This is a genomic window from Haloferax marisrubri, from assembly GCF_001469875.2.
Lineage (GTDB): Archaea > Halobacteriota > Halobacteria > Halobacteriales > Haloferacaceae > Haloferax > Haloferax marisrubri.
This window is the reverse complement of sequence record NZ_LOPW02000005.1, coordinates 264,873-288,099: the sequence shown is the minus strand read 5'-3', so window position 1 is coordinate 288,099 and position 23,227 is coordinate 264,873. Positions and strand designations below refer to the sequence as shown.

Below are 23,227 nucleotides of genomic sequence, written 5' to 3'. Positions count from 1 at the left end.
CGGCGGCGCGCTCGGCAGCATGCTGCACGACCGCTCGGCCGCCCGCCGTACCAGACCCGCGGCCTGAGCCGACGAGTTCGGCCCCAGTACCTCGGTTTTTCGTCCGTTTTTCACGTTGTTCCGCATCCCAGCGTCCCCTTCGTTTTCGCGCCCTCACCGCTCCCGGCGAAAAGTTACTTGTCACGGTGTTGTGCAGTTGTGGTAGATGCGTTCCCGCAGGAACCCTCCCGATTCGCCCTCCGCCCACGACTCGGCCGCGACCGACAGCGTGGCTTCGTCCGCCGCCCGCAGTTCGCCTCCGCCCGCCGCAGGCACCAGCAGCACCAGCACCCGTCGCGGCGTGCTTCGCCTACTCGGGGCGGGCGCAGCCGTCGGCCTCGCCGGGTGCCTCGGCGGCGACCGGGGACAAACTGACGACGACTTCCCCGAGGGCGTCCGCTTCGAAAGCGACTGGCGGACCTACGCCCACGACGACGCCAACACCGCGTTCCTCCGCGAAGGCACCGCCGTCTCTGACCCCACCGTCGAGTACGAACCCGACTTCGGGATGGACTCCATCGAACCCGTCGTCGCCGACGGGGTGGCCTACACGCCCGGCGACCAGATGCGGGCAATCGACCCGGCCACCGGCGAGGAGTTGTGGAACGCACAGGGCGACAGTTGGACCGCCCCGGTCGTCCTCGACGGAGTCGTCTACTCGCTTGGAGTGACGGTCCACGGCCCGAACCGGCTCGTGCTCTACCGCGCCCGGACCGGTCGGGAGTTCCGGACCATCGAACTCCCCGGCCGCCCGCAGACGCCGCCGGCGTTCTCCAACGACCGCGAGACGCTGTTTCTCGGTCTCGACGACGAGCGCGTCTGCGCGGTGGACATCGACGCCGGAGAAGTCAGGTGGACGCGGTCGCTGTTCGGCGCTGTCCGGCGTCCCCTCGCGGTCAACCTCAACTCGGTCTTCGTGGTCACCGAGGGACAGCGGCTCTACTGCCTCGGAACTGACGGCAGCGCCTACTGGCAGGCACCGACCGAGACGGTCGAGGCCGTCGCGCCGGTCGTCGGCGACGAGCGGGTGTACCTCGCGGGCTGGGACCGCATCGCCGCGCTCGAACGGCGCAACGGCGACGTGGTCTGGGAGGACGACCGCGGCGTCCACAGGCGACTCGCGTTCGACGGCGAGCGCCTCTACGCCGCCCGCGGGTCGCTCCGCGCGCTCGACAGCGCGACCGGCGAGGAACGATGGACGTACGACCCGAGAGAGAGCGTCTCCGCCGCGAGTATCGTCGGCGACACGGTCTACGTCGGCACCGGGCAGGGCGAACTGGTCGCGCTGAACCGAACCGACGACGGCGGCCTGTTCGGCGACCGCGAGCGCTGGTCGATTTCGCTCGGGCGCTACGTCGGCCACTCGCTCGCCGCGACCGACCGGCGGGTGTACTGCCCGGTCGTCCGCGACGACGGCCTGCTGAGCATGACCGTCGTCGGCGACGCCGACGGGTCGAGCGCGGGGACGACCGCGACTGCGGGGACGACCGCGACCGGGGAGGCAGCCGCGAACGCGGGAGGGTCAGAGTCGTGAGACACCCCGACGCGGACCTATCCAGACGTGCTTTCCTCGGGACCCTCGGAACCGGCGCGGCCGCCGGACTCGCGGGCTGTGTCGGCGGCGACGGGGGCTCTACGGGCGACGGGCGCGCCGACTGGCCGCATCCGTACTTCTCCCCCGAGGGGACGGGCTACAACCCCCGTGCGACCGGCCCGGCGTCGGAGCCCGACGAGTCGTGGGGCATCGACGTGAACGGCCTCGAACTGGCGCGCCCGGTCGTGTTCGACGAGACGGTGTACTTCGCCACCAGCGAGCGCCTCCGGGCGTTTTCGGTCGCCGACGGCACCGAGCTGTGGTCGGTCGAAAGCGACCCCCAGAGCGGGTTCCGCTCGTCGGTGACGGTCGATTCGGAGCGCGTCTACGTCGGCCACGTCGGGACCAGAACTGGCGTGCTCGCGTACACCCACGACGGCGAGGAAGCGTGGCACGCGCCGACCGAGTCGAGCGTCTGGGCACCCGTCGTCCGGCCCGAACCGGACCGCGACCGCCTCTACGCCGCTGACACCGCGGGGAATCTCTACCGCGTCCGCGCCAGCGACGGGACCGTCGAGTGGCGCGAGGAGGTGTTCGGCGCGGTTCGGTCCCTCGCGGCCCGGTACGACACCGTCGTCGCGGGGACGGAGGGCGGCGAAGTGTTCACGTTCCGCGACGAGGGCACCGAACACGGCGCGAGCGGAGAGTGGCGAACCAAACTCCCCGGCGGCGTGCAGGCGCTCGCGGTCGCCGAGTCGAACGACGTGTTCGCGGGCTTCTTCGGCGCGGGCGTCGCCCGACTCAGAGGCGGCCTCCGCGCCGGTGCCGTGGGCTGGCACCGCGAAGACCCCTCGCCGCACGGCTCGCTGGTCGTCGGTCCCCGGCGCGTCTTTTCGACCGACGGGACCGGCCTCGACGCCTTCGACAAGCGCGCTGGCTCCCCCTCGTGGGCGGCCGGCGACGATTTCTTCGCCCCGCCAGCGGGTGCCGGTGATACGGTATTCGTCTCGGACACGAGCAAGAGCGGCGGCGTCGTCGCCTACGACGCCGGCGGCGGCGTCGGCCTCGACGACACTCGCGTCGGGGCCGAGCGCTGGCGATACGAGGTCGCGGGTCGCGCGCTAACTGGCCCGACACCCGCCCACGACGCGCTGTTCGTCGTCGAATCGGGCGGCGACGACGGACCACGGCGACTCGTTGCGCTGCGGGCCGAGTAGGAGAGCAGTTCAGGGGGCGCTCGATAGGGCCGCCTCGGGTGACCGCTACCCTCAGATGAGCCCCAGTATCCACCGCGTGACCTCGGAGGTCGCGAAGAAGGCACCCTCCAACCGGGAGAGGACTCTCCCGGTCCAGAGCGCGGCGACTATGAGGAGAGTGACCGCGACGAGCCACGCGAGCGTCCCGAGCGCCGAGGCGCTCACCGCGAGCGGGCTGGCGATTGCCGCGACGCCGACGATACCCGTGATGTTGAGGATGTTGCTCCCGACGACGTTGCCCACCGAGACGCCGAGACTCCCCCGTCGAAGCGCGACGAGCGAGACGGCGAACTCCGGCGTCGACGTCCCCGCCGCGACGATTGTTCCGCCGATGACCCACTCGGAGACGCCGGCACCGCGGGCCAGTTCCGAGGCGGCGAGCACCATGTAGTCGCCGCTCACCACCACCAGCGCCAACCCGCCCACGAGGAACACGGCGTCTCGCCCGGGGAAGTCGATTCGTTCGGTTATCGGGCGGGTCACGCCGCCGTCGCCGAGCGGTTGGTCGGTCGATTGCTCGGTCGGTTGCCCGGTCACTCCATCGGCTTCCGTCTGGGTGCCGCGGAGCAGATACGCCGTGTAGGCGACGAACGCCCCGACTAAGAGGACGCCTTCGAGCCTCGTGACCCGGAGGTCGAACAGGACCAGTCCGCCGAGGAGCGTGCTCGCCAGCAGGGCGGCACCGTCGCGGGAGATGAGCGACTCCGCGACCGGAATCACCCGGAGCAGCGAGATGACGCCCAACACGAACGCCACGTTGTAGATGTTCGAGCCGAGGACGTTGGCGACCGCGATGTCGCCCAACCCCTTGTACGCGGCGTCGACCGCGACCGAGAGCTCCGGCGTCGATGTCCCGATTGCGACGATTGTCAGCCCGATAGTGAGCTCCGAGAGGCCGAACCGCCGAGCCGACCGGACGGCGGCGTCGACCAACAGCCGTGCGCCGACCCAGAGCCCCAGTACTGACACGAGAATCACGCCGATTTGAACGACGGGTCCGCCTCGGAGCATGGTACTGGGTTCTCGGGAGTCGAATAATCAATGTTGGGCCCGCGACGGACGCGACGTTCACGAAACCGCGAAACCGCAAAACTGCAAAACTACAAGACCGCCAGACAGCCGACTTACTCTTCGGGCGCGCCGGAGACGATATCGACGCCCGACGACGCGCCGATTCGCTCCGCGCCGGCTTCGAACATCGCCAGCGCCTCGTCGTAGGAGCCGACGCCGCCGGAGGCCTTGACGGGCAGGTACTCGGCCATGAGCGCCACGTCTTCGACCGTCGCGCCGCCGTCGGCGAAGCCGGTCGAGGTCTTGACGAAGGCGGCGTCGGCTTCGACGGCCGCCTCGCAGGCGCGGTGCTTCTCCTCCTCGGTGAGGAGCGCCGTCTCGATGATGACCTTCACGGGAATCGGGACGGCCGCGACGACCTCCGAGATGTCCTCGGTCACGAGTTCGTCCTCGCCGGCTTTGAGCCGACCGACGTTGATGACCATGTCCAGTTCGTCCGCGCCGGCCTGCCACGCGTCGACGGCCTCCTCGCGCTTGGCCGTCGTCGTGTGCTGGCCGTGGGGGAAGCCGACGACCGTCGCCAGCAACACGTCCGGGGCGTACTCGCTCGCCTCGGCGACGTAGCACGGCGGGATGCAGGCGTTCATCCCCCACTCGTCGGCGTCGTCGAGGACGGCCTCCACGTCGGCCATCGTCGTCTCGGGTCCGAGGACCGTGTGGTCGATACGGGCGGCGAGGTCGGCTCGGTTCATACCCTGTCGAGGCGACCCGAGGCTAAAGAACGTAAGGCTTTCACGCCGCCCCGCCGCGCCTCCTGCATGGCCATTCTCCCCGAGGGATTCGCGCTCCCGCCGCTTCCCTACCTCGTCGCCCTCGTCGCGGGACTCGTCGGCGTCGGCGTCGGACTGCGTCGCACGCGACCGACGGTCACGCCCGCCCACGTCGCCGCACTCGTCCCGTGGATGGTGTCGGGGTCGGCGCTGCACGTCCTCTACGTCATCGACGCGCTCCCGCCCGCGGTCGAACCGCTCGCCGGCACGCCCGCGGTCTATCTCTCCGTGGCTGTCGTCGCCGGCGCGTCGTGGCTCGCGCTCGACGCGGCCGACCTCGACTCGCCAACGGCGCTCGCGGTACCCGGCGCGCTCGTCGCGGCCGGACTCGCCGGCTTTGCGCTCTTTATCGGCCTCGCCGCCGGGACGCTCTCCGTCGTCTGGCCCGGCGTCGCCCTCGTCGCCGCGCTCGCGGCCACTCCGTTGACCTGGCGAATCGTGACCCGGGTCGCACCCGAGGCGGCCGCCGCGGGGTCGCTCGGCCTGCTCGCAATCTTCGGGCACGCCCTCGACGCGCTGTCGACCGCCGTCGGCATCGACGTGCTCGGCTTCGGCGAGCGGACGCCGCTGTCGCGCGTCATCCTCGAAGCCGCCGCGGCGCTCCCGACCGCGGAGGTCATCGGCGTCGGCTGGCTGTTCGTCCTCGTGAAACTCGTCGTGGCCGGCTTCGTGGTCGCCTTACTCGCCGACTACGTCCGCGAAGACCCGACCGAGGGGGCGCTCCTCTTGGGCCTCGTCGCCGCCGTCGGTCTCGGTCCCGGCGTCCACAACCTCCTGTTGTTCGCCATCGCCGGCTGAGGCCGCGACCCCGTTCGGGGGGCCGCCCGCCTCCGCACTCTCGCTTTTTCTTCGCGCTCCCGTCGCCCGACCCGGGGGAGTTATCCCACCGGCGAACCGACCTACGGGGACGCATGTCCCGTGTCATCTGCGCCGGCCACGTGAACTGGGACGTCACCCTCCGCGTGGACGCGCTGCCGGAGCCCGACGGCGAGGCGACCGTCGAGTCGCGGGTCGGCGCGGGCGGCGGCAGCGCCGCCAACGTCGCCAGCGGCCTCGTCGGCCTCGACGTGCCCGCCGCGCTCCTCGGGAGCGTCGGCGACGACGAACACGGCCACGCCGCCGTCGCCGAACTCGCCTCGAAGGGCGTCGACTGCCGCCACGTCGTCAGCGTCGACCGCGGCCCGACCACGGTCAAGTACATCGTCGTCGACGCCGCGGGCGAGGTGTTCGTCCTCGGTTCGCCCGGCGTCAACGAGGCGTTCGAGGCGACCGACCTCCCGACCGACCCGCTCGCGTCGGCCGACCACCTCCACCTGACGAGCCAGTCGCCCGACACGGCCGCGACGCTCGCCAGACGGGCCCACGAGGTCGAGACGACGGTTAGCTTCGACCCCGGGCGGCGCGTGGGCGACCGGGGCTACGCCGACGCGCTCCGCGAGGTTGACTACGTCTTTCTCAACGACCGCGAGGCCGCCACCGCGCTCGGCGAGGCGGCGGTCCAGCGCGGCCGGAACGCCGACGCCGAACCCGTATCCGACGTGGCCGAAGCGCTCGCGCGGACGACGCTCGTCCTCAAACACGGCCCGCGCGGCGCGGAGGTCAGAGACGGCGACGACCGACACGTCCACCCCGGCTACCCCGTCGACGCGGTGGACACGACCGGCGCGGGCGACGCCTTCGCCTCGGGCTTCATCGCCGCCCGCCTCGACGGAGCCACCTACGAGCGGGCGCTGGCGGTCGCTAACGCCTGCGGGGCGCTCACCGCGGCCGAACCGGGCGCGCGGACGCAACTCAGTTGGCGGCGATTGGACGACCTCGTCGAGGGCTGAGCCGCCGCCCGCCACGCCGCTCGGCTCCGACCCGACCAGTTTTATTCTCACCAGCCATTCGTCGGGACGATGTTGGACCACCTCCCGGCCGCCATCGCCGCCCTCGACGCCGTCTCGAACCTCGGCGCGGTCGCCGGGCGACTGCTCCTCGGCGCGGTCGTCGGCGTCGCGGCCGCGGTCGTGATGGCCATCCCGATGTGGCGACAGGACGAGGGCTTCACCCCCGCCTACGTCGCCGCGGCGGTCGTCCGCCGGACGACGCCGGACGAAGTGAGCTTCGGCGACGCGAACGTCGTCCACCACGTCGCCGGCGCGCTCGCCGGCGTGCTCTACGCGTTCGTCTACCTCGCCACCGACGTCGTCGTGCCGGACGTCGGGGTCGCCGGCGTCGACCTCCCGTCGCACCTCGTCGCGACGGCGGTCGTCGTGGCGTTCATCTACGTCGCGTTCGCCCGGTTCGTCCTCCCGCGCGCCGGGCGACGCATCTACGAGGAGCGCGCGACGGCGGTCCGCGGGCAGTGGCTCCGCTCCTCGCTCGTCTTCGGCGCGACCCTGTTGGTCCTCGCGCCGGCGCTTTTTACCGGGTTCGCGTGACGGCGGGCTGTTCACTTGCTTGGCCGCCGCAGTCTCGGTCAGTCATCGAACCGAGGTCTGCGACGCTCTGCCTGACCAGCGTCGCGACCCCCCATCCTGCCACGTTCGAGGCGAAGTCCCCTGCCGTGTCGAGCGCGCCTCCCGCGATGAGCGCGTAGTTCGGGACGGCGAGTTCGAGGAGTTCCCAGCCGGCGCTGACTGCGAGGAGCGCTGCGAGACCCGCGGTCGCCGTCACTCCGAGTCGGTACGCCCACGCCACGATGCACGCGCTACAGGTCGCGTGCATTACGATATCCCACCACCAGACTGGTTCGTACAGCGGGAGCACGCCGAGGCTCACCGATGCGAGCGTGACGAAAGCGAGTACGCGCGGGCTAGCGGCCGCCGCATGCGCCCAGAACTGCCAGCCTGCTCGCCGGGCCGCGGAGCGAGACGCAGCCGGGGACGTGAGCGTGGTCTCGTGGGAAGCCATATAGCGACCGAGAGGCGACCGACGCCGTTAGTTAGCCGCCGACCAGTCCGCGTTAGCCCGAGGATAGCGGCCGGTAGAGTGGGCCTTACCGCCCCCGGTCGAACCGCGTCGTTTTTGCCCGCGACCCGAGTGGGTCGGTACATGGCGAAACAGCCCCATCTCCTCGTCGAAGAAGGCGACGTGAACGACATCGCACTCATCCCGGGCGACCCCGGGCGCGTCGACCGCATCGCAAAGCAGTGCGAGAACGTCGAGGAAGTCGCGCAGAACCGCGAGTACAAGGTCGTCAACGCCGAGTACGAGGGCGTCCCGCTCACTATCTCCTCGACCGGCATCGGCTGTCCCTCGGCCGCCATCGCCATCGAGGAACTCTCCCGCGTCGGCGTCGAGACGTTCATCCGCGTCGGCACCATCGGCGCGCTGCAGGAAGACATCGAAGTCGGCGACATGATCGTCGCCACCGGCGCGGCCAAGGAGGAAGGGACCTCGAAGCGCTACGAGTCCGAGGTGTACCCGGCCGTCCCCGACTACGACGTGCTCACCTCGCTCGTCGACTCGGCCGAAGCCAACGACGAGGACGTTCACGTCGGTCCCATCGTCTCCGACGACGCGTTCTACAACGAGTCCGACGACTACGTCGAAGACTGGAACGCCGCCGGCCTGCTCGCCATCGAGATGGAGGCCGCCACGGTGTTCTCGCTCGCCCGCCGGAAGGGCCTCCGCGCCGGGGCCATCTGCACGGTCGACGGCAACCTCGTCGCCGGAACGCAGAAGGGAGCCGACTCCGACGAGGAACTCCCCGAAAAGGCGAAGAACAACGTCGAGCGCGCCATCTCCATCACGCTGGACGCCGTCACCGACCTCGCGTAGTCGAGCGCCGTGGACCTCCGCCATCTCGCGGCCCGAGCGGTCGCACGCGCCGGCGCGCTCCGCGCCCGAATCCGTCGGATAGAGCGGCGCGAGATGGTGGCGTTCGGCCGCTGGATAGAGAACACGAACAACCTGCTTCACCTCTCGATTCTCCTCATCATCCCCGTGCTCATCGCGGTGGTGACGCTCATCTCCAACTCGGTCAGCACGCTCTCGTTCCTGCTTTTCCCCCCGCTCGCGTCGGGGTCGTACACGCTGTTTTCGGACCCCGAGGGGCGGTACGCGTCGCCCGTGAAGTTCGTCGTCGCCCTCACGGTCGGCGCGCTCTGCGGCCTCGTCGCCGTCGGCTTCACCGGGTGGGCGTACGGCACGACCGGGACTGTGCTCGTTCACCCGTCGTCGGCGGCGCTCGCCATCTTCCTCGCGGGCGTCACGACGTGGCTCCTCGACGTGGAAGCGCCCTCCGCGTTTTCGACGGCGCTCCTGACGCTCGTCACGGGCGACGTGAACCCCGAGGAGTACGTGGTGAGCATCTTCTTCGCCAGCGTCGTCATCGCCATCGCGTTCACCGTCTGGCGCGAGCAGTTCTACGAGCGCCGCGCGGAGTACCTCTACGGGACCGTCCGCGGCGACGACCACGTCCTCGTCCCGATGCGCGGCGAGGCGGCGACCCAGACGGCGTTCTTCGCCGCCCGACTCGCCGCCGCCCACAGCGCCGGGAAGGTCGTCCTCCTCGACGTGCTCCCACCGGAAGCGACCACGGGGGGCGACGCGGACACGGGTGCGGCCGCGGACACGACCGCCGGCGGCGAACTCGACACCGACGCCGACGCGTCGGTCGAGCGCCTCGAATCCTGCGCCCACAAACTGCGGACCCAACTGGGCGTGCCCGTCGAGGTCGCCGTCGCCCGGGGCGACCCGCTGACGGCGACGACCGAGGCCGCGGCCAACACCAACTCCGACCTCGTGGTGGTCCCGTACGAGGAGGACCGCGGCCTGCTTTCGGACTACATCCGCGGCCTGTTCGGCGGGACCTACGACACCGTGGCGTTCCGCTCGACCGGCGAGACCTACCGCTGGCGGCGCATCCTCGTGCTCGTCTCGCGGCCGGGCGACGCCGCCCACGCGATGATAGACTTCGCGACGCGTCTCGCCGGGAAGACTGGGAGCGTGAGCGTCACGACGTGCATCTCCTCGGAGGTCGAACGGCGGCCCGCGGAGTCGAAACTCGCCAACTTGGTCGAGACGGCGGACGGCAACATCGAGACGCGGGTCGCCCGCTCCGACGTGACCGACTTCATCACCTCGAACGCCGCCACCTACGACCTCGTGGTGCTCGGTTCCAGCGGCGACCGCTCGCCCGCCTCGCGGTTCATCTCGCCGCCGACGTTCGAGCGCATCCGCGAGATAGACTGCGACGTTTCGGTGTTCGACCGCGGGCACTAACGGAACGGAAACGACACGGAGAAATCGGAGTCGGAGTCGGAGCCGGCATCGGGGTCAGTTCGCGTTTGTGACCGAGGTCGCCGGCCTCGTCAGTTCTGGCCGTCTGGACCGGGGTCGCCGGCCTCGCCCGCCCCGTTCGTCTGGACCGTCTCGTCTTCGGTCGGGTCGGTGGGCTGTTCGTCGAGCAGTCGTTCCTCGATGGTTTCGAGGCCGCTCCCGCCGACGGCGGACTCGGCGAGGAAGTGGCCGCCGAGCGCCGCCGGGCTGATGACGGTGTTGGCCCCGGCGCGGCGGAGTTTTCGCTCGTTCTCCCGCTGGGTCGCCGACGCGACGATGTGGATATCGGGGTTGAGCTGTCGCGCCGTGAGGATGGCCAGCGCGTCTTCGGCGTCGTTGTTGGTGGCGACGACGACGGAGCGAGCGGCGTCGACGCGGGTCCGCTGGAGCGCCTCCTCGTCGCTCGGGTCGTCGGTCACAACGTCGTAGCCGCGGTCGGTGAGGCGCTTGGCGCGGGCCTCGTCGGGCGTGACGATGACGACGCGGGCGCGGTCGCCGAGCTCTTCGAGAATCGGTTCGGTCAGTTCCCCGTAGCCGAGGACGAGGACGTGGTTCTCCAGGATGTCGAGTTGTGATTCGGTCATACGTCCGAGTGCTTTGGTGAGTCGGGCTTCGATTGCGGGCGTGAGCAGGACACCGAGCGCCACGGCGAACGTCGCCACCGTGATGAGGAGCGCCGATATCCCGAACAGTCTGGCGATAGCTGTCTGCGGGTAGATGTCGCCGTAGCCGACCGTGCTTCCGGTGACGACGCCGAAGTAGAACGCGTCGAACAGCGTGTCGATGCCGTTGAACTGCTCTCTGAGCGCCCACGCGCCGGCGGTCGTGTACGTCTGTGCCCCCGCGATGGCGAGGAGCGCCGACAGCTGTGTCGCCGTCAGGTCGAGGTCGCGGTCGAACGCCTTGTAGTTGAAGACCAAGAGCGCGAGGCTGATAAGCGAGAGGCCGACGAGCGGTGCCGCCCGCTCGGGCGACTGGATGAGCCCCTGTGCGGCGGTCACCGGGAGCAACACCGCAGTCGAGTACCACGCGGCGCGGTAGCGTCGCCGGAGCCCGAAGACGCTCGCGAGGAGCAGAAAGCCCGTCAGCGTCCCGGTGAAACCGGCGGTGATGCGGACCGCCTCCGGGATGTACGGTGCCAGCACGCCGCCGGCGACCGGGGAGCTGATGTTGAGGATGCCGATGGCGACCGACAGGACGGCGGCGACGAACACCGTCCCGATGGTCGCGCGGGCACCGACCCAGTCGCGTACGGAAGCCATGTCTCTCCCAGTTCTGGCGTCCGAGGCCAAAAGCGGTCGGGTATCGGCCCGTCACGGGCGCGCCGTCACGTCTTTATTCCGGCGGCGAGTGTACCGGCCCATGGCTTCACTCCCCGTCGAAGTCGTCTACGGGCTGTACTTCGGCATCCTCACGGGGCTCGTGCCGGCCGCCGTCGCGTGGCTCCTCGGCTTCGGCTTCCGCTACGTCACCGGCGTCACCGTTCCGGGGCTCGCCGTCGTCGTTCTCAGCGTCGCCATCGCGGGCGCGAGCGGCGGCCTCATGGCGCTGGCCGACCCGACGATTACGCAGTCGGAAAACCAGGTCAGGCTGACGGTCGCGCTGTTGGTCGTCCTGATGGGCTCGTTGTACGCGCACAACCGCGGCGACGCCTTCGCCAACGACATCCCGCGGAAGATGTCGCTTCGAAAGCTCACCGAGCGGTCGCTTTCGACCGACGTGGTCGAACTCGTCGGCGGCCGCGGGCAGGTCAGCGTCACCGTCACCGGCGAGGTCGGCGACATCGAGGGCTACCCGCCGGTCCCGCTGGACATCCGCACCGGAATCCGCAACGGAGAGTGGACGTTCCCCGCCGACATCCCGCTCGTGGAACTCGAATCGCGGTTCGCCGACCGTCTGCAAAACGAGTTCGACCTCGCCGCCGTCGAAGTCAGACTCGACGAGCGGGCCCGCGCGACCGTCTCCGCCGCGGCCCCGGTCGGCGGCCTCTCGAAGCGACTCCCGGCGGGCAAGCGCGCGGTGTCGGTGACGGCGCTCGTGCCGACCGGCCTCGCGCGGGGCGACGACGTGGTCGTCGTCACCGACGGCGGCACCGTCCCGGCGAGCGTCGCCGGGGTCGAGTCGGTCATCGAGACTCCGAGCGAATCCGACGGCGACGAAGACGACGCGGACGCGCCGAAGGCAGCGCCGCGCGCGCCGACGGCCGTCGGCGGCGAGGGTCGCGTCACGCTCGCGGTCGACCGGGGGAAGGTCGAACCGCTCCTCGGAAGCGACGTGGAGCGGTTCGTCGTCACCTCCCGCGGCGTCCGCCGGGAGTTCGAACTCGTCTCCCTGCTTCGCCGCGCCGGCAAGCGCTTCTCGCGGCTCTCGGTTCGCTCCGAGAGCCCGCTCGACGGCGTGACGCTCGGCGACGCGAGCGTCCGCGACGCCTACGGCGTGGCGGTCCTCGCGGTCCGACACGGCGGGAACTGGACGATTGCGCCGCGAGGCGACCAAGCGGTCTCCGCGGGCGACACCATCTACGCGGTCGGGTCGAGAAGCGACCTGACCGGCTTCGAGGAGGCGGTCGCGTGATGTCGGCGTTGCTCGCCGCCGCCGCCGACCTGTTCGCGGCGGTCGGGCAGTCGGCGACCATCGGGCAGGTCTCGATTCCGCCCGCGGACGACTCGCTCGTCCTGCAGGTGCTCCGACTCGTCGGTCTCGTCGTCGGCGCGTTCGTCGTCTCGGCGGTCGCCTCGCTGCTTTACCGCTGGTACACCCGCGAGATAATCCCGCGGGCGCTGGCGGTGCTGTTCGGCGGTGCGGTCGTCGCGCTCTACCTGAACACCGTCGGCCTGTTCGGCGCGTTCACCACCGGCACCGAGACCGACGTGTTCCAACTGGACACCGTGCTGTTCAACATCGCGTCGCTCGCTGGTGGAGCCCTCATCGCCCCAGTCGGCCGCTTCGCCGGCGACCGACTCGCGACCGACGTGTTCGCCGTCGCGGGCGCGAAGGAACTCGACGCCGACGTGAGCCGACTCGTCCGGACCGTCGGCCGCGTCACGTCGGTGACGCTCCCCGAGGACATCGGCGACATCGAGGGGTACGACCCCGTCGGCGAGGCCGTCAAGACCCAACTGAGCGGCAAGACGCTGTTGTTCCCCCGGCGGCTCAGCGAGGCCGAACTCCGCGACCGACTCGCGACGCGCATCAAGGACGACCACGGCGTCGGCCACGTCGACGTGGAGTTCGAACCCGAGGGGAGCGAGGTGTCCTATCTCGCGCTCGGCAGTCGCGCGGCTGGCCTCGGACCGACTCTCGCGCCCGGCACCGTCGCGGTCGCGATTCGCGGCGACCCCGGCTCCGGCGCGGCCGCCGGCGACCCCGTGCAGGTCTGGTCGGTTCCGAAGCCGGACGCGGACGGCGACGAGAACGACCCGTCGGGCGACACCGTCGCGGGCGCGACCGACGCGGTCGAATCGCCCGCCGCCGAGTCGTCCACCGCGGAATCGACCGAGACGCCCGCCGGTGGAACCGGCACCGGCTCGCTGTCCGACGGCGGGACCGACGCGCCGGCCGCGCCGACTCGCGTCGCCTTCGGCGAACTCCGCGGCGTCGCCGACGACGTGGCGACCGTCGCCCTCGACGCGGAGGACGCCGACCGCCTCACGAGCGGCGAGCAGTACCGGCTCGTGACGCTCCCCGCGGACCCCCACGTCGACCGCGAGTTCGCGTCGCTCCTGCGGAACGCCGACGAGACGATGGCGGTCACCACCGTCGCGCCCGGTGCCGACCTCGACGGACTGACGGTCTCGGACGTGGACACGACCGTCGTCGCCATTCGGTCTGCGAACCGCCCGGTGGACGCGATTCCCGGCCGAGGACGCGAACTGGCGGCCGGCGACACGCTGTACGTCGTCGGCCGGCCGGAAGTCCTCCGGAAGGTCGAACGCCGAGCGACGACGGACACGGGTCGGACCGACGGCGGTGACGACGACAACGGCGACGAAAACGACGGGTCCGGCCCCGACGGTGACGCGTCGCGGTCGTCCGGGGCGCAATCCTCATGAGCGCCGGGCGACGAGACGGGAGTATGGAGTGGAAGTTGTTCGCCGACCTCGCGGAAGTCGCCGGCGCGCGCACCGTCCGAGTCAACGTCGACGGCGACGCGACGGTCGGCGACGCGCTCGACGCCCTCGTCGGGGCGCATCCGGCGCTCGAATCGCGGGTGTTCGGCGACGACGGCGAACTGTACGACCACATCAACGTCCTCCGGAACGGCGAGGCCGCCGCGCTCGGCGAGGACGCCGCCGCCGGCGACGAACTCGCGCTGTTCCCGCCGGTCAGCGGCGGCTAGCGCGTCGGCACGTCGGCGCATCGAAGCACCGGAACGAAGCGACGCCGGTTCTCCGTTCAATTCTCGAATCGGAACCCGAGTCCCGCGAGCCGCGGGTCCGTCGGCGAGACGCGGCTGGACGTCGAGCCCGGGAGAACCGCTCGTCAGAGGCGAAAACGGGTCGTTCGAGGCTGAGAGAAAATCGAGAGACGGGAACGTGTCGCGGTCGGACTCGAAGCGGGAGGGCGGCTTCGAGGGTCGTTACTCGCTCGGGCGCGGCAGCGCCGTAAAGAGCGTCTCGACGATAGTGAAGGGGTCGTAGACGGACTGGTGGCACTGGCAGTAGACGCCGTCTTCGCCGCCGAACGTGGCGGAGCTGGCCGCCTGCTTGTAGCCGGGGACACAGCAGAAGTGCGTACACTTGTTGAGCCACGCGATGACGCCCTGGTCCGTCGAGGCGGCGAGCCAGTCGTTGTCCTGTGCGGCCTCCTCGATGCGCGTCGAGCGGATTACCTGAATCGGTATCGTGTCCTCGGTGTCCTGCGAGCGCCACGTGCCGGTCGCGGGCATCCCGATGCCGGCCTGTCCGATGCCGTTGCCCCACGATTCGTACTCGTCGAAGTCGTTGACGTTCAGGCGGTCACCGGCGCTGTAGGTCTCGGACTGCCAGTCGTAGCCGCCGTTGTCGGAGCGGAAGTAGTTGTCCGCCTCGAACCCCGGGTTCAGGCCTTCGTAGGTCTGGACGCCGCAGTACTGGAACCAGTCCTGCGAGTAGGTGACGCCCGTGCCCTGGTAGTCCTCGGTGATTGCGAGTTCGACATCCACACCGTTCTGGGTGACGGTCTGGACCTCGGGCCAGACGCCGCGGATGTAGCCCTCGTCGTCGATTTCGATCGGAATCTGTGGCATGCCGCGCGGTGCGGGACCGCCGGTGTTCTCGATGGCGTACGCCTGCGTCGGACCGCCACCGGAACCGGTGGATGACGTTGCGCTGTTGATGGCAGCCGCGCCTGTCGTTCCCACGCCCGCGAGCGCCGCTCCCCCGACGACGCCCTTGACGAACCGACGGCGACCCGAATCGGCGGGGTACTTGTCGCTATCGCTCATACTCTCACCTTCGACCCGGCCAGTAAAAGCGTGACGAATCCACCGTGTTAGTACACCCCACGAAACGGCCGCCAGCGAAGGGGTTCGCCCTCGCGAACGGACGGAATTCTTCACCCGGCGAAAAATGGACGAAACGTTCGGAACGTTCGTTTAGAACCCACTTCCGGGCAAATTTTCGACGTTACTCGTGGCCTTTTAGAATGTGCTACTCGTATCCGAGTACGATGCGATTGCACACCAGAGACGTGCGGCAAGATGTTCGCGAGCTGGGGGCGTTGCTCGGGGACGTGCTCGAAGCGCAGACGTCGACGGCGTCGTTCGAGACGGTCGAAGAGCTTCGACAGGCGGCCATCGCCTACCGGAAGGGCGAGTCCGGCTCGCGCGAGCGGCTCTACGACGTGGTCGGCGACCTGGAACCGGAACGCGAGAGCGTCGTCGCCCGCGCGTTCACGACCTACTTCGAACTCATCAACCTCGCCGAGGAGCGCGAACGCGTTCGCGTCATCCGCGAGGCGTCCCAAGAGGGGACGCTCGAAGACGGTATCCTCGACACGCTCGACGCGCTGGACGACGAGGAGGTCGACGAAGAGCTTCTGGGACGAGTCCTCGAAGACGTGCTCATCGAGCCGACGTTCACGGCGCACCCGACAGAGGCCCGCCGAAAGACGGTGAAATCGAAGCTCCGCTCCATCGCCAACCGGCTGGAGACGCTCGACGAGCGCCGCCTCACCGACCTCGAACACGACCAGGAGTGGCGGCACGTCGTCGCCGAGGTCACGAGCCTCTGGCAGACCTCGCAGGTCCGCGACCGCCGCCCCGAGCCGACCGACGAGGCCCGCAACGTTCAGTGGTACCTCGAAAACACGCTGTTCGACGTGGTCGGCGAGGTGTACGAGGAACTCGAAGAGGAACTCCGCGCCGAGTACCCCGGCCTCGACGTGCCGAAGCTGTTCGAGTTCCGGTCGTGGGCCGGCTCCGACCGCGACGGCAACCCCTTCGTCACGCCCGAGGTGACAGAGGACACGCTCGAACGCCAGCGTAGCGTCGCCCTCGAGAAGTACAGCGACTCGCTCAAGCGTCTCTCCGGTGTGCTGAGTCAAGACGCGACACGAATCGACCCCGGCCACGAGCTCGAACGCTCGCTGAAGGCCGACCGCGAACTCCTCCCCGTCGTCGCCGACGAGGCCGACGAGCGCTACCCCAACGAGCCGTACCGCCAGAAGCTCAAGCTGATGCGCGAGCGGCTCCGCCGCGTCGAGGACGTGCGTCCGAACGGCTACGCGGACGAGAGCGAGCTACTGGCCGACCTCGAAGTCGTCGACGCCAGCCTCCGCCGGACCGGCGCGGCGCAGGTCGCCGACGTGTACGTCGAACCCCTGATGCGGCAGGTCGACACGTTCGGCTTCACCCTCGCCAGCCTCGACCTCCGCGACCACCAGGAGAACCACACCGAGGCCGTCCACGAGGCGCTGGCCCACGAGGGCCTCGACTACTACGGCAGTTCCGAGGCGGAGCGCGTCGAACTCCTCACGGACGCGATTCTGCAGGACGAGCCGGTCGTCGACCTCGAAGACCCCGGCGACGTGTCGGAGACGGCCGAGCGCGTCCTCCGCCGCTTCCGAAAGCTCGGCGAGTGGCAGCGCGAGTACGGCGTCGGCGCTATCGACACCTACTGCATCTCGATGACCGAGGAGCCGTCGCACGTCCTCGAAGTGCTGTTCCTCGCCGACCAGGCGGGCGTCGTCTCCCTGCCCGACCACTGCGGTATCGACGTGGTCCCGCTCCTCGAAACCGAGTCGGCGCTCAACGGCGCGCGCCGCATCATGGGCACGCTGTTCGAGAACGAGGCCTACGGGACGGCGCTCGCCGCCCGGAACGACGTCCAGGAGATTATGCTGGGCTACTCCGACTCGAACAAGGAAAACGGCTTCCTCGCGGCCAACTGGGACCTCTACAAGAACCAGCGCCGCCTCGCCGACATCTGCGACGACTTCGACGTGACGATGCGGCTGTTCCACGGCCGCGGGGGTTCTATCTCCCGCGGCGGCGGCCCGATGAACGAGGCCATGCTCGCGCTCCCGAACGAGACCGTCACGGGGCAGATTAAGTTCACGGAGCAGGGCGAGGCCATCGCCGAGAAGTACGCCAACCCGCGCATCGCGGAGCGGAACCTCGAACAGATGCTCAACGCCCAGATTCGCGCCCGCCTGCAGGCGATTCGGACGCCCGAGGAGGAGGTGCCCGACCGCTGGGTCGATGCCATGGACACCATGGCCGCCGCCGCGCGCGAGGAGTACCGTAACCTCCTCGAATCGGACGGCTTCGTCTCCTACTTCGAGCAGGCGACGCCCATCACCGTCATCGAAGAACTCAACCTCGGCTCCCGCCCGGCCTCTCGGTCCGACGAGCGAAGTGTCGAGGACCTCCGCGCCATCCCGTGGGTGTTCTCGTGGACCCAGTCGCGGTGTATCCTCCCCGGCTGGTACTCGCTGGCCGCCGGCGTCAACGCCTTCCTCGAAGACGGCGGCGACATGGACGACCTCCGCGAGATGTACGACGAGTGGGCGTTCTTCCGCAGCACGTTCGACAACGCCGCGATGGCGCTGGCGCGCACCGACCTCGAAATCGCCACGGAGTACGCGAACCTCGCCGACGAGGAGCTCCGCGAGGAGTTCTTCACCCGCCTCACCGAGGAGTACGAGGACGCCACGGGCCTCATGCTCGACATCAGCGAGCGCAGTAGCCTCCTGAAGCGCGAGTGGCTCGAAGAGAGCCTCCGCCGCCGTAACCCCTACGTCGACCCGCTGAACCTGTTGCAGACCCACCTGCTGTCGCAGACTCACCGGACCGACGAGGAAGAACGGACCCTGCGGCTCACCGTCAAAGGTATCGCCGCCGGGATGAAGAACACGGGATAACGCGAACGCGACGCCGACGCCCTCGGCCACCCGCCGAGGACTCCGTCGCCGCGCCGCCGGGACCGATTAGGCCCGACGGAGGTCGTACGGGTTCGAACAGACCGGACAGGTCTGCCGCGCGACGCGATACTCGCTTTTCAACCGCTGTCTGACACCGTCGAAGTCGGCGTCGCCCTCGTATCTCGATTCCACTTCCTGTCCGCAGTGTGGGCACACCACCACCACCGTTGCCATATTCGCCAGTACGGGTGAGTCCATCATATATGTTCACCCTGTTTGTGTCGGGGTCGCACGTCCCATTCTGACAGGGTATTCGTGGCGACAAATACGAGACTTAGAGCGGTCGTACGCGACGAAAATAGATATTTCAGCGTCGCCGCAGTCGGCCGGACGCAGGTCGGCTCAGCTCAGGCGTGGTTCCACGGCGCTTCCTCGAAGTCGACGATACGGTGGGTCGAATCGAGGCCGTCGATGGCGGCCACGTCCTCGTCGTCGAGGTCGAGGTCGAGCGCGGCGAAGTTGTCGCGGATGTGGTCGGGCGAGGCGGCCTTCGGTATGGGCGTCGCGCCCTTCTCGATGAGCCACGCGAGGGCGACCTGCGCGGGCGAGGCGTCGTGCTTCTCGGCGATGTCGACGATGACTTCCTCGTCGGCGACCTGGTTGCGCGCGATGGGCGAGTAGGCGACCAGTCGGTGGTCGTGTTCCGCGGCGAACTCGCGGAGTTCGGTCTGCTGGAGCATCGGATGCATCTCGACCTGGTGGGCGAACACCGGCGCGTCGAGCGTCTCGATGGCCGATTCGAGCTGGTCGGGTCGGAAGTTGCTCAGGCCGACGTTGGCGATGACGCCCTCCTCGACGAGTTCGTCGAGGGCCGCGAGCGTCTCGTCCTCGTCGTAGCTGTCGAGCGGCCAGTGGACGTACAGCAGGTCGATGGTATCGACGCCGAGCTTTTCGGCGGACTCGCGGGCCGTCTCCAGCACGTCGTCGTAGCCGAGGTTGTCGGTGTCGAGCTTCGTCGCCACGAACACGTCGTCGATGTCCACGTCCGATTCGGCGAGGCCCTCGCCGACGAACTCCTCGTTGTGGTACATCTGGGCCGTATCGACGTGGCGGTAGCCCACGTCGAGGGCGGTCTTTACGGCCTCGACACATTCGTCGCGGTCTTCGAGTTTGTACGTCCCGAAGCCGAGTCGCGGGAAGTCCTTCATGCACGGGTGGTCGTGGGCGGGCGAGTCAAATCCTGCGGTTGCGGAAGTCGTGGATACACTTACCACCGGCCCGCCAGTCATCGGGGGTATGCCCTCCGAGAAGGAGAAGATGCTCGCGGGCGACCCGTACGACGCGAGCGACCCGGAACTCGTCGCGGAGCGAAAGCGCGCGCGCCGACTCACGCGCCTGTTCAACGAGACCGACGAGACCCAGACCGAGCGCCGCGAGGAGTTGATTCGGGAACTGTTCGGGGAGGTCGGCGACTCGTTCGAAATCGAGCCGACGTTCCGCTGTGACTACGGCTACAACGTCCGCGTCGGCGAGAGCTTCTTCGCCAACTTCGACTGCGTCTTCCTCGACGTGTGTCCCATCACTATCGGCGACAACTGCCAGCTCGCGCCGGGCGTCCACGTCTACACCGCGACCCACCCGCTCGACGCCGCGGAGCGAATCAAGGGCCCTGAGTCGGGGGAGCCGGTGACCATCGGCGACAACGCGTGGCTCGGGGGGCGGGCGGTCGTCAACCCCGGCGTTACCATCGGCGACGACGTGGTGGTCGCCTCCGGCGCGGTCGTGACGAAAGACGTGCCGGACTCGGTGGTCGTCGGCGGCAACCCGGCGCGAGTCATTAAAAGGCTGGACTGACCGGCCGGACGCCGTCGCGTCGCGGTCGTCGCCGCGTCGCCGTCGCGCGATTCTCTCGGATTCGAGTGCGTGCGGTGCTCTGGCACACGATGTTCCCTCCGAAATGGTTTTGAAGTACGCTCGCACACGGTCAGTATGCCGACGGACGAATACGACCCAGAGATGGGGCGCAAGTTCATTTTCGTAACCGGGGGTGTCATGTCCGGCCTCGGGAAGGGTATCACGGCCGCGAGCACCGGGCGACTCCTGAAGAACGCCGGGTTCGACGTCACCGCGGTCAAGATAGACCCGTACCTGAACGTCGACGCCGGGACCATGAACCCCTACGAGCACGGGGAGGTGTACGTCCTGAAAGACGGCGCTGAAGTCGACTTGGACCTCGGGAACTACGAGCGGTTCCTGGGTATCGACATGACCGCCGACCACAACATCACGACGGGCAAGACCTACCAGCACGTCATCCAGAAGGAGCGCGCCGGCGACTACCTCGGGAAGACGGTCCAGATTATCCCGCACGTCACGGAGGACATCAAGCGCCGCATCCGCGAGGCGGCCGAGGGCACCGACGTGTGTCTCGTCGAGGTCGGCGGCACCGTCGGCGACATCGAGTCGATGCCGTTCCTCGAATCGCTCCGCCAGTTCGCCTCCGAGGAGGAAGACGGCGACGTGCTGTTTACGCACGTCACGCTCGTCCCCTACTCGAAGAACGGCGAGCAGAAGACGAAGCCAACCCAGCACTCCGTCAAGGAGCTTCGGAGCATCGGCCTCCAGCCGGACATCCTCGTCGGCCGCGCCGACGACAAACTCGAACCGGAGACGAAGACCAAAATCGCGCAGTTCTGCGACGTGCCGGACGCCGCCGTGTTCTCCAACCCCGACGTGCCGGACATCTACCACGTCCCGCTGATGGTCGAAGAGGAGGGCCTCGACGAGTACGTCATGGAACGCCTCGGCATCGCCGACGAGGCGCTGCCGAAGGAAGACCGCGACAGCCGCTGGCGCGAACTCGTCACGGCCGACCGGACCGGCTCGGTCGATATCGCGCTCGTCGGTAAGTACGCCCTCGAAGACGCCTACATGTCCATCCACGAGGCGCTCAAGCACGCGGGCATCGAGTGCGGCGTCGACGTGAACATCCTCTGGGTCGACTCCGACGAGATGCTCGACAAGCACGAAGAGCGCCTGAAGGACGCCGACGGCGTCGTCGTCCCCGGCGGCTTCGGCTCCCGCGGAACCGGCGGCAAAATCGAGGCCATCCGCTACGCCCGCGAGAACGACGTTCCCTTCCTCGGCCTCTGTCTGGGCTTTCAGATGGCCGTCGTCGAGCAGGCCCGAAACGTCCTCGGCCACGAGGACGCCCACTCGGCCGAACTCGACCCCGACACGCCGTATCCGGTCATCGACCTCCTGCCCGAGCAGTACGAGGTCGACGAGATGGGCGGCACGATGCGCCTCGGCGCGCACGACACCGACATCGAAGCCGGCACGCTCGCGGAGGCGGTGTACGGCGACACCTCCTGTACGGAGCGTCACCGCCACCGCTACGAGGTGAACCCCGAACTCATCGACGAACTCGAATCCGAGGGGCTCCGCTTCTCCGGCCGCGCCGAAAACCGCATGGAGATTCTCGAACTGACCGACCACCCGTTCTTCTTCGGGACGCAGTTCCACCCCGAGTTCCGCTCTCGACCCGACCGCGCGAGCCCGCCGTTCCTCGGCTTCCTCCGCGCGGTCCTCGGCGAACTCGACGCGCGCGAACTCGGCAACGAAGAGGTGACAGCATAATGGTAAACGTAGACGAATTCATCGAAGACGCGACCGAATCGATTCGCGACCAAATCGGCGACGAACACGCCATCATCGCCCTCTCGGGCGGCGTGGACTCCTCTGTCGCCGCGACGCTCGCCTACGAGGCCGTCGGCGAGCAACTCACCCCGGTCTACGTCGACACCGGCCTGATGCGCAAAGGCGAGACCGAGCAGATTGCGGACACCTTCTCCTTCATGGAGAGCCTCCGGGTCGTGGACGCCCGAGACCGATTCTTCGACGCCCTCGAAGGCGTCGTCGACCCCGAGGAAAAGCGGAAGGTCATCGGCGAGCAGTTCATCCGCGAGTTCGAACGCGAGGCGAAAGAGACCGACGCCCAGTACCTCGTGCAGGGGACCATCTACCCGGACCGCATCGAGTCCGAGGGCAACATCAAGTCCCACCACAACGTCGGCGGCCTGCCGGACGTGGTGGACTTCGAGGGCATCGTCGAACCCGTCCGCGACCTCTACAAGGACGAGGTCCGCGAGGTCGCCCGCGCGCTCGGCCTCGAATCCATCATCGCCGAGCGGATGCCGTTCCCGGGACCGGGACTCGCGGTCCGCGTCCTCGGCGAAGTCACGCCCGAGAAGGTGCAGGTCGCCCGCGACGCGTGTCACGTCGTCGAAGACGAGACCGAAAAGCACGACCCGTGGCAGGCGTTCGCCGCCGTCATCGGCAAGGGCACCGGCGTCAAGGGTGACAACCGCGTCCACGGCTGGATTGTCTCCGTGCGCTCCGTGGAGTCGCGCGACGGCATGACCGCCCGCGCGCAGGAACTGCCGTGGGACACCCTCCAGCGCATCCAGTCGCGCATCACCGGGACGAACGAGAACGTCGCCCGCGTCGTCTACGACGTGACCCACAAACCGCCGGCGACCATCGAGTACGAATGACGACGGCAATCGTCGCGGGGACCGACCCCGACGGACTCGGCGAGGCGCTCGAAACCGAGGGTGCGACGGTCGTCCGCGTCAGCGGTATCGCCTCCGCCGACTCGCTCGGCGAGGCCGGCATCGAGGACGCCGACCTGTTCGTGCTCACCGATATGGACGACGCGACGGCCATCTCGGTGGCGAAGGAACTGAACCCCGACGTGCGCGTCGTGACCTACGCCTACGACTCCCTCCCGGAGTTCGCCACGGCGCAGGCCGACCTCGCCATCGACCCGAACCTGCTCGCGGTCGACGTGGTCGCCGAAGAACTCGTCTGAGACGGTCAGGAACTCCTGACTGTCTCGGCACGCTGGTTTTCTTTCATTGTGTTATTTGTGCAAATATTGATAT

23 protein-coding genes are annotated in these 23,227 nt (G+C 68.9%); 15 read left to right on the top strand and 8 right to left on the bottom strand.

The features are described from left to right. Positions 1-180: 180 nt before the first annotated feature. A complete protein-coding gene (locus AUR65_RS20165) occupies positions 181-324 on the bottom strand; it encodes a hypothetical protein (protein WP_158250822.1) in 144 nt (47 codons plus the stop codon). Between the two features lie 16 nt (positions 325-340). On the opposite strand from AUR65_RS20165, the gene AUR65_RS05925 reads away from it, so the two are divergent. Then, positions 341-1,573 (top strand): outer membrane protein assembly factor BamB family protein, encoded by a 1,233-nt coding sequence (locus AUR65_RS05925; protein ID WP_058569131.1) that lies wholly within the window; start codon positions 341-343, stop codon positions 1,571-1,573. Next, on the top strand, positions 1,570-2,790 hold the full coding sequence (locus tag AUR65_RS05920) for an outer membrane protein assembly factor BamB family protein (RefSeq protein WP_058569130.1): 1,221 nt from the start codon (positions 1,570-1,572) through the stop codon (positions 2,788-2,790). The genes AUR65_RS05925 and AUR65_RS05920 overlap by 4 nt, the downstream gene beginning before the upstream one ends. Positions 2,791-2,841: 51 nt before the next feature. Here AUR65_RS05920 and AUR65_RS05915 read toward each other — a convergent pair whose 3' ends face one another. Both AUR65_RS05915 and deoC read right to left on the bottom strand, forming a co-directional pair. Further along, positions 2,842-3,840, bottom strand: coding sequence for a sodium:calcium antiporter (locus AUR65_RS05915; RefSeq protein WP_058569129.1), 999 nt, complete (start codon positions 3,838-3,840; stop codon positions 2,842-2,844). Between the two features lie 113 nt (positions 3,841-3,953). Continuing rightward, on the bottom strand, positions 3,954-4,592 hold the full coding sequence (gene deoC / locus AUR65_RS05910; protein WP_058569128.1) for a deoxyribose-phosphate aldolase: 639 nt from the start codon (positions 4,590-4,592) through the stop codon (positions 3,954-3,956). A 66-nt stretch (positions 4,593-4,658) separates the two neighbouring features. Between deoC and AUR65_RS05905 the strand changes: the two genes are divergently transcribed. From AUR65_RS05905 to AUR65_RS05895, 3 genes are all read left to right on the top strand, one after another. Next, positions 4,659-5,468, top strand: coding sequence for a DUF63 family protein (locus AUR65_RS05905; protein WP_058569127.1), 810 nt, complete (start codon positions 4,659-4,661; stop codon positions 5,466-5,468). A 113-nt stretch (positions 5,469-5,581) separates the two neighbouring features. Beyond that, complete coding sequence (locus tag AUR65_RS05900; RefSeq protein WP_058569126.1) at positions 5,582-6,499, top strand: carbohydrate kinase family protein; 918 nt, start codon at positions 5,582-5,584, stop codon at positions 6,497-6,499. Between the two features lie 69 nt (positions 6,500-6,568). Further along, complete coding sequence (locus AUR65_RS05895) at positions 6,569-7,093, top strand: hypothetical protein (RefSeq protein ID WP_058569125.1); 525 nt, start codon at positions 6,569-6,571, stop codon at positions 7,091-7,093. Here AUR65_RS05895 and AUR65_RS05890 read toward each other — a convergent pair. Continuing rightward, positions 7,077-7,565: a hypothetical protein gene (locus tag AUR65_RS05890; RefSeq protein WP_199180566.1), complete on the bottom strand. Its 489-nt coding sequence runs from the start codon at positions 7,563-7,565 to the stop codon at positions 7,077-7,079. The genes AUR65_RS05895 and AUR65_RS05890 overlap by 17 nt on opposite strands. Positions 7,566-7,706: 141 nt before the next feature. On the opposite strand from AUR65_RS05890, the gene AUR65_RS05885 reads away from it, so the two are divergent. Together AUR65_RS05885 and AUR65_RS05880 are read left to right on the top strand one after the other, a co-directional pair. Further along, on the top strand, positions 7,707-8,435 hold the full coding sequence (locus AUR65_RS05885) for a nucleoside phosphorylase (protein ID WP_058569124.1): 729 nt from the start codon (positions 7,707-7,709) through the stop codon (positions 8,433-8,435). A gap of 9 nt (positions 8,436-8,444) precedes the next feature. Continuing rightward, positions 8,445-9,881 (top strand): universal stress protein, encoded by a 1,437-nt coding sequence (locus AUR65_RS05880; RefSeq protein WP_058569123.1) that lies wholly within the window; start codon positions 8,445-8,447, stop codon positions 9,879-9,881. Between the two features lie 89 nt (positions 9,882-9,970). Here AUR65_RS05880 and AUR65_RS05875 read toward each other — a convergent pair whose 3' ends face one another. Then, a complete protein-coding gene (locus AUR65_RS05875; protein ID WP_058569122.1) occupies positions 9,971-11,200 on the bottom strand; it encodes an NAD-binding protein in 1,230 nt (409 codons plus the stop codon). A gap of 100 nt (positions 11,201-11,300) precedes the next feature. On the opposite strand from AUR65_RS05875, the gene AUR65_RS05870 reads away from it, so the two are divergent. From AUR65_RS05870 to samp1, 3 genes are read left to right on the top strand one after another with little or no spacing between them, the layout of a single operon-like run. After that, complete coding sequence (locus tag AUR65_RS05870; RefSeq protein ID WP_058569121.1) at positions 11,301-12,512, top strand: potassium channel family protein; 1,212 nt, start codon at positions 11,301-11,303, stop codon at positions 12,510-12,512. Further along, the gene (locus tag AUR65_RS05865) at positions 12,512-13,990 is read left to right on the top strand and encodes a cation:proton antiporter regulatory subunit (protein ID WP_084816545.1); all 1,479 of its coding nucleotides are present in this window, start codon (positions 12,512-12,514) and stop codon (positions 13,988-13,990) included. Before AUR65_RS05870 ends, AUR65_RS05865 begins: the two co-directional genes overlap by 1 nt. 23 nt (positions 13,991-14,013) lie before the next feature. Next, positions 14,014-14,277 carry a ubiquitin-like modifier protein SAMP1 gene (gene samp1, locus AUR65_RS05860; protein WP_058569120.1) on the top strand — a complete coding sequence of 88 codons (264 nt, stop codon included), beginning with the start codon at positions 14,014-14,016 and terminating at the stop codon, positions 14,275-14,277. 240 nt (positions 14,278-14,517) lie between these two features. Here samp1 and AUR65_RS05855 read toward each other — a convergent pair whose 3' ends face one another. Further along, a complete protein-coding gene (locus tag AUR65_RS05855) occupies positions 14,518-15,363 on the bottom strand; it encodes a Rieske (2Fe-2S) protein (protein ID WP_058569119.1) in 846 nt (281 codons plus the stop codon). Positions 15,364-15,587: 224 nt separating this feature from the next. Here AUR65_RS05855 and ppc point away from each other — a divergent pair, with 224 nt between their 5' ends. Next, positions 15,588-18,281 (top strand): phosphoenolpyruvate carboxylase, encoded by a 2,694-nt coding sequence (gene ppc / locus AUR65_RS05850; RefSeq protein ID WP_058569118.1) that lies wholly within the window; start codon positions 15,588-15,590, stop codon positions 18,279-18,281. A 66-nt stretch (positions 18,282-18,347) separates the two neighbouring features. Here the strand turns inward: ppc and AUR65_RS19685 are convergent, their stop codons facing one another. Next, on the bottom strand, positions 18,348-18,515 hold the full coding sequence (locus tag AUR65_RS19685) for a hypothetical protein (protein ID WP_158250821.1): 168 nt from the start codon (positions 18,513-18,515) through the stop codon (positions 18,348-18,350). 173 nt (positions 18,516-18,688) lie between these two features. Further along, positions 18,689-19,489, bottom strand: coding sequence for an aldo/keto reductase (locus AUR65_RS05845; RefSeq protein ID WP_058569117.1), 801 nt, complete (start codon positions 19,487-19,489; stop codon positions 18,689-18,691). Positions 19,490-19,577: 88 nt separating this feature from the next. On the opposite strand from AUR65_RS05845, the gene AUR65_RS05840 reads away from it, so the two are divergent. The 4 genes from AUR65_RS05840 to AUR65_RS05825 all read left to right on the top strand — a co-directional run bounded on the left by AUR65_RS05840 (position 19,578) and on the right by AUR65_RS05825 (position 23,154). Beyond that, a complete protein-coding gene (locus tag AUR65_RS05840; RefSeq protein WP_058569116.1) occupies positions 19,578-20,135 on the top strand; it encodes a maltose acetyltransferase domain-containing protein in 558 nt (185 codons plus the stop codon). A 135-nt stretch (positions 20,136-20,270) separates the two neighbouring features. Next, complete coding sequence (gene pyrG / locus AUR65_RS05835) at positions 20,271-21,920, top strand: glutamine hydrolyzing CTP synthase (protein ID WP_058569115.1); 1,650 nt, start codon at positions 20,271-20,273, stop codon at positions 21,918-21,920. Next, complete coding sequence (gene guaA, locus AUR65_RS05830; RefSeq protein ID WP_058569114.1) at positions 21,920-22,837, top strand: glutamine-hydrolyzing GMP synthase; 918 nt, start codon at positions 21,920-21,922, stop codon at positions 22,835-22,837. The genes pyrG and guaA overlap by 1 nt, the downstream gene beginning before the upstream one ends. Further along, the gene (locus AUR65_RS05825) at positions 22,834-23,154 is read left to right on the top strand and encodes a DUF7126 family protein (protein ID WP_058569113.1); all 321 of its coding nucleotides are present in this window, start codon (positions 22,834-22,836) and stop codon (positions 23,152-23,154) included. The genes guaA and AUR65_RS05825 overlap by 4 nt, the downstream gene beginning before the upstream one ends. The last annotated feature ends 73 nt before the right edge of the window (positions 23,155-23,227 follow it).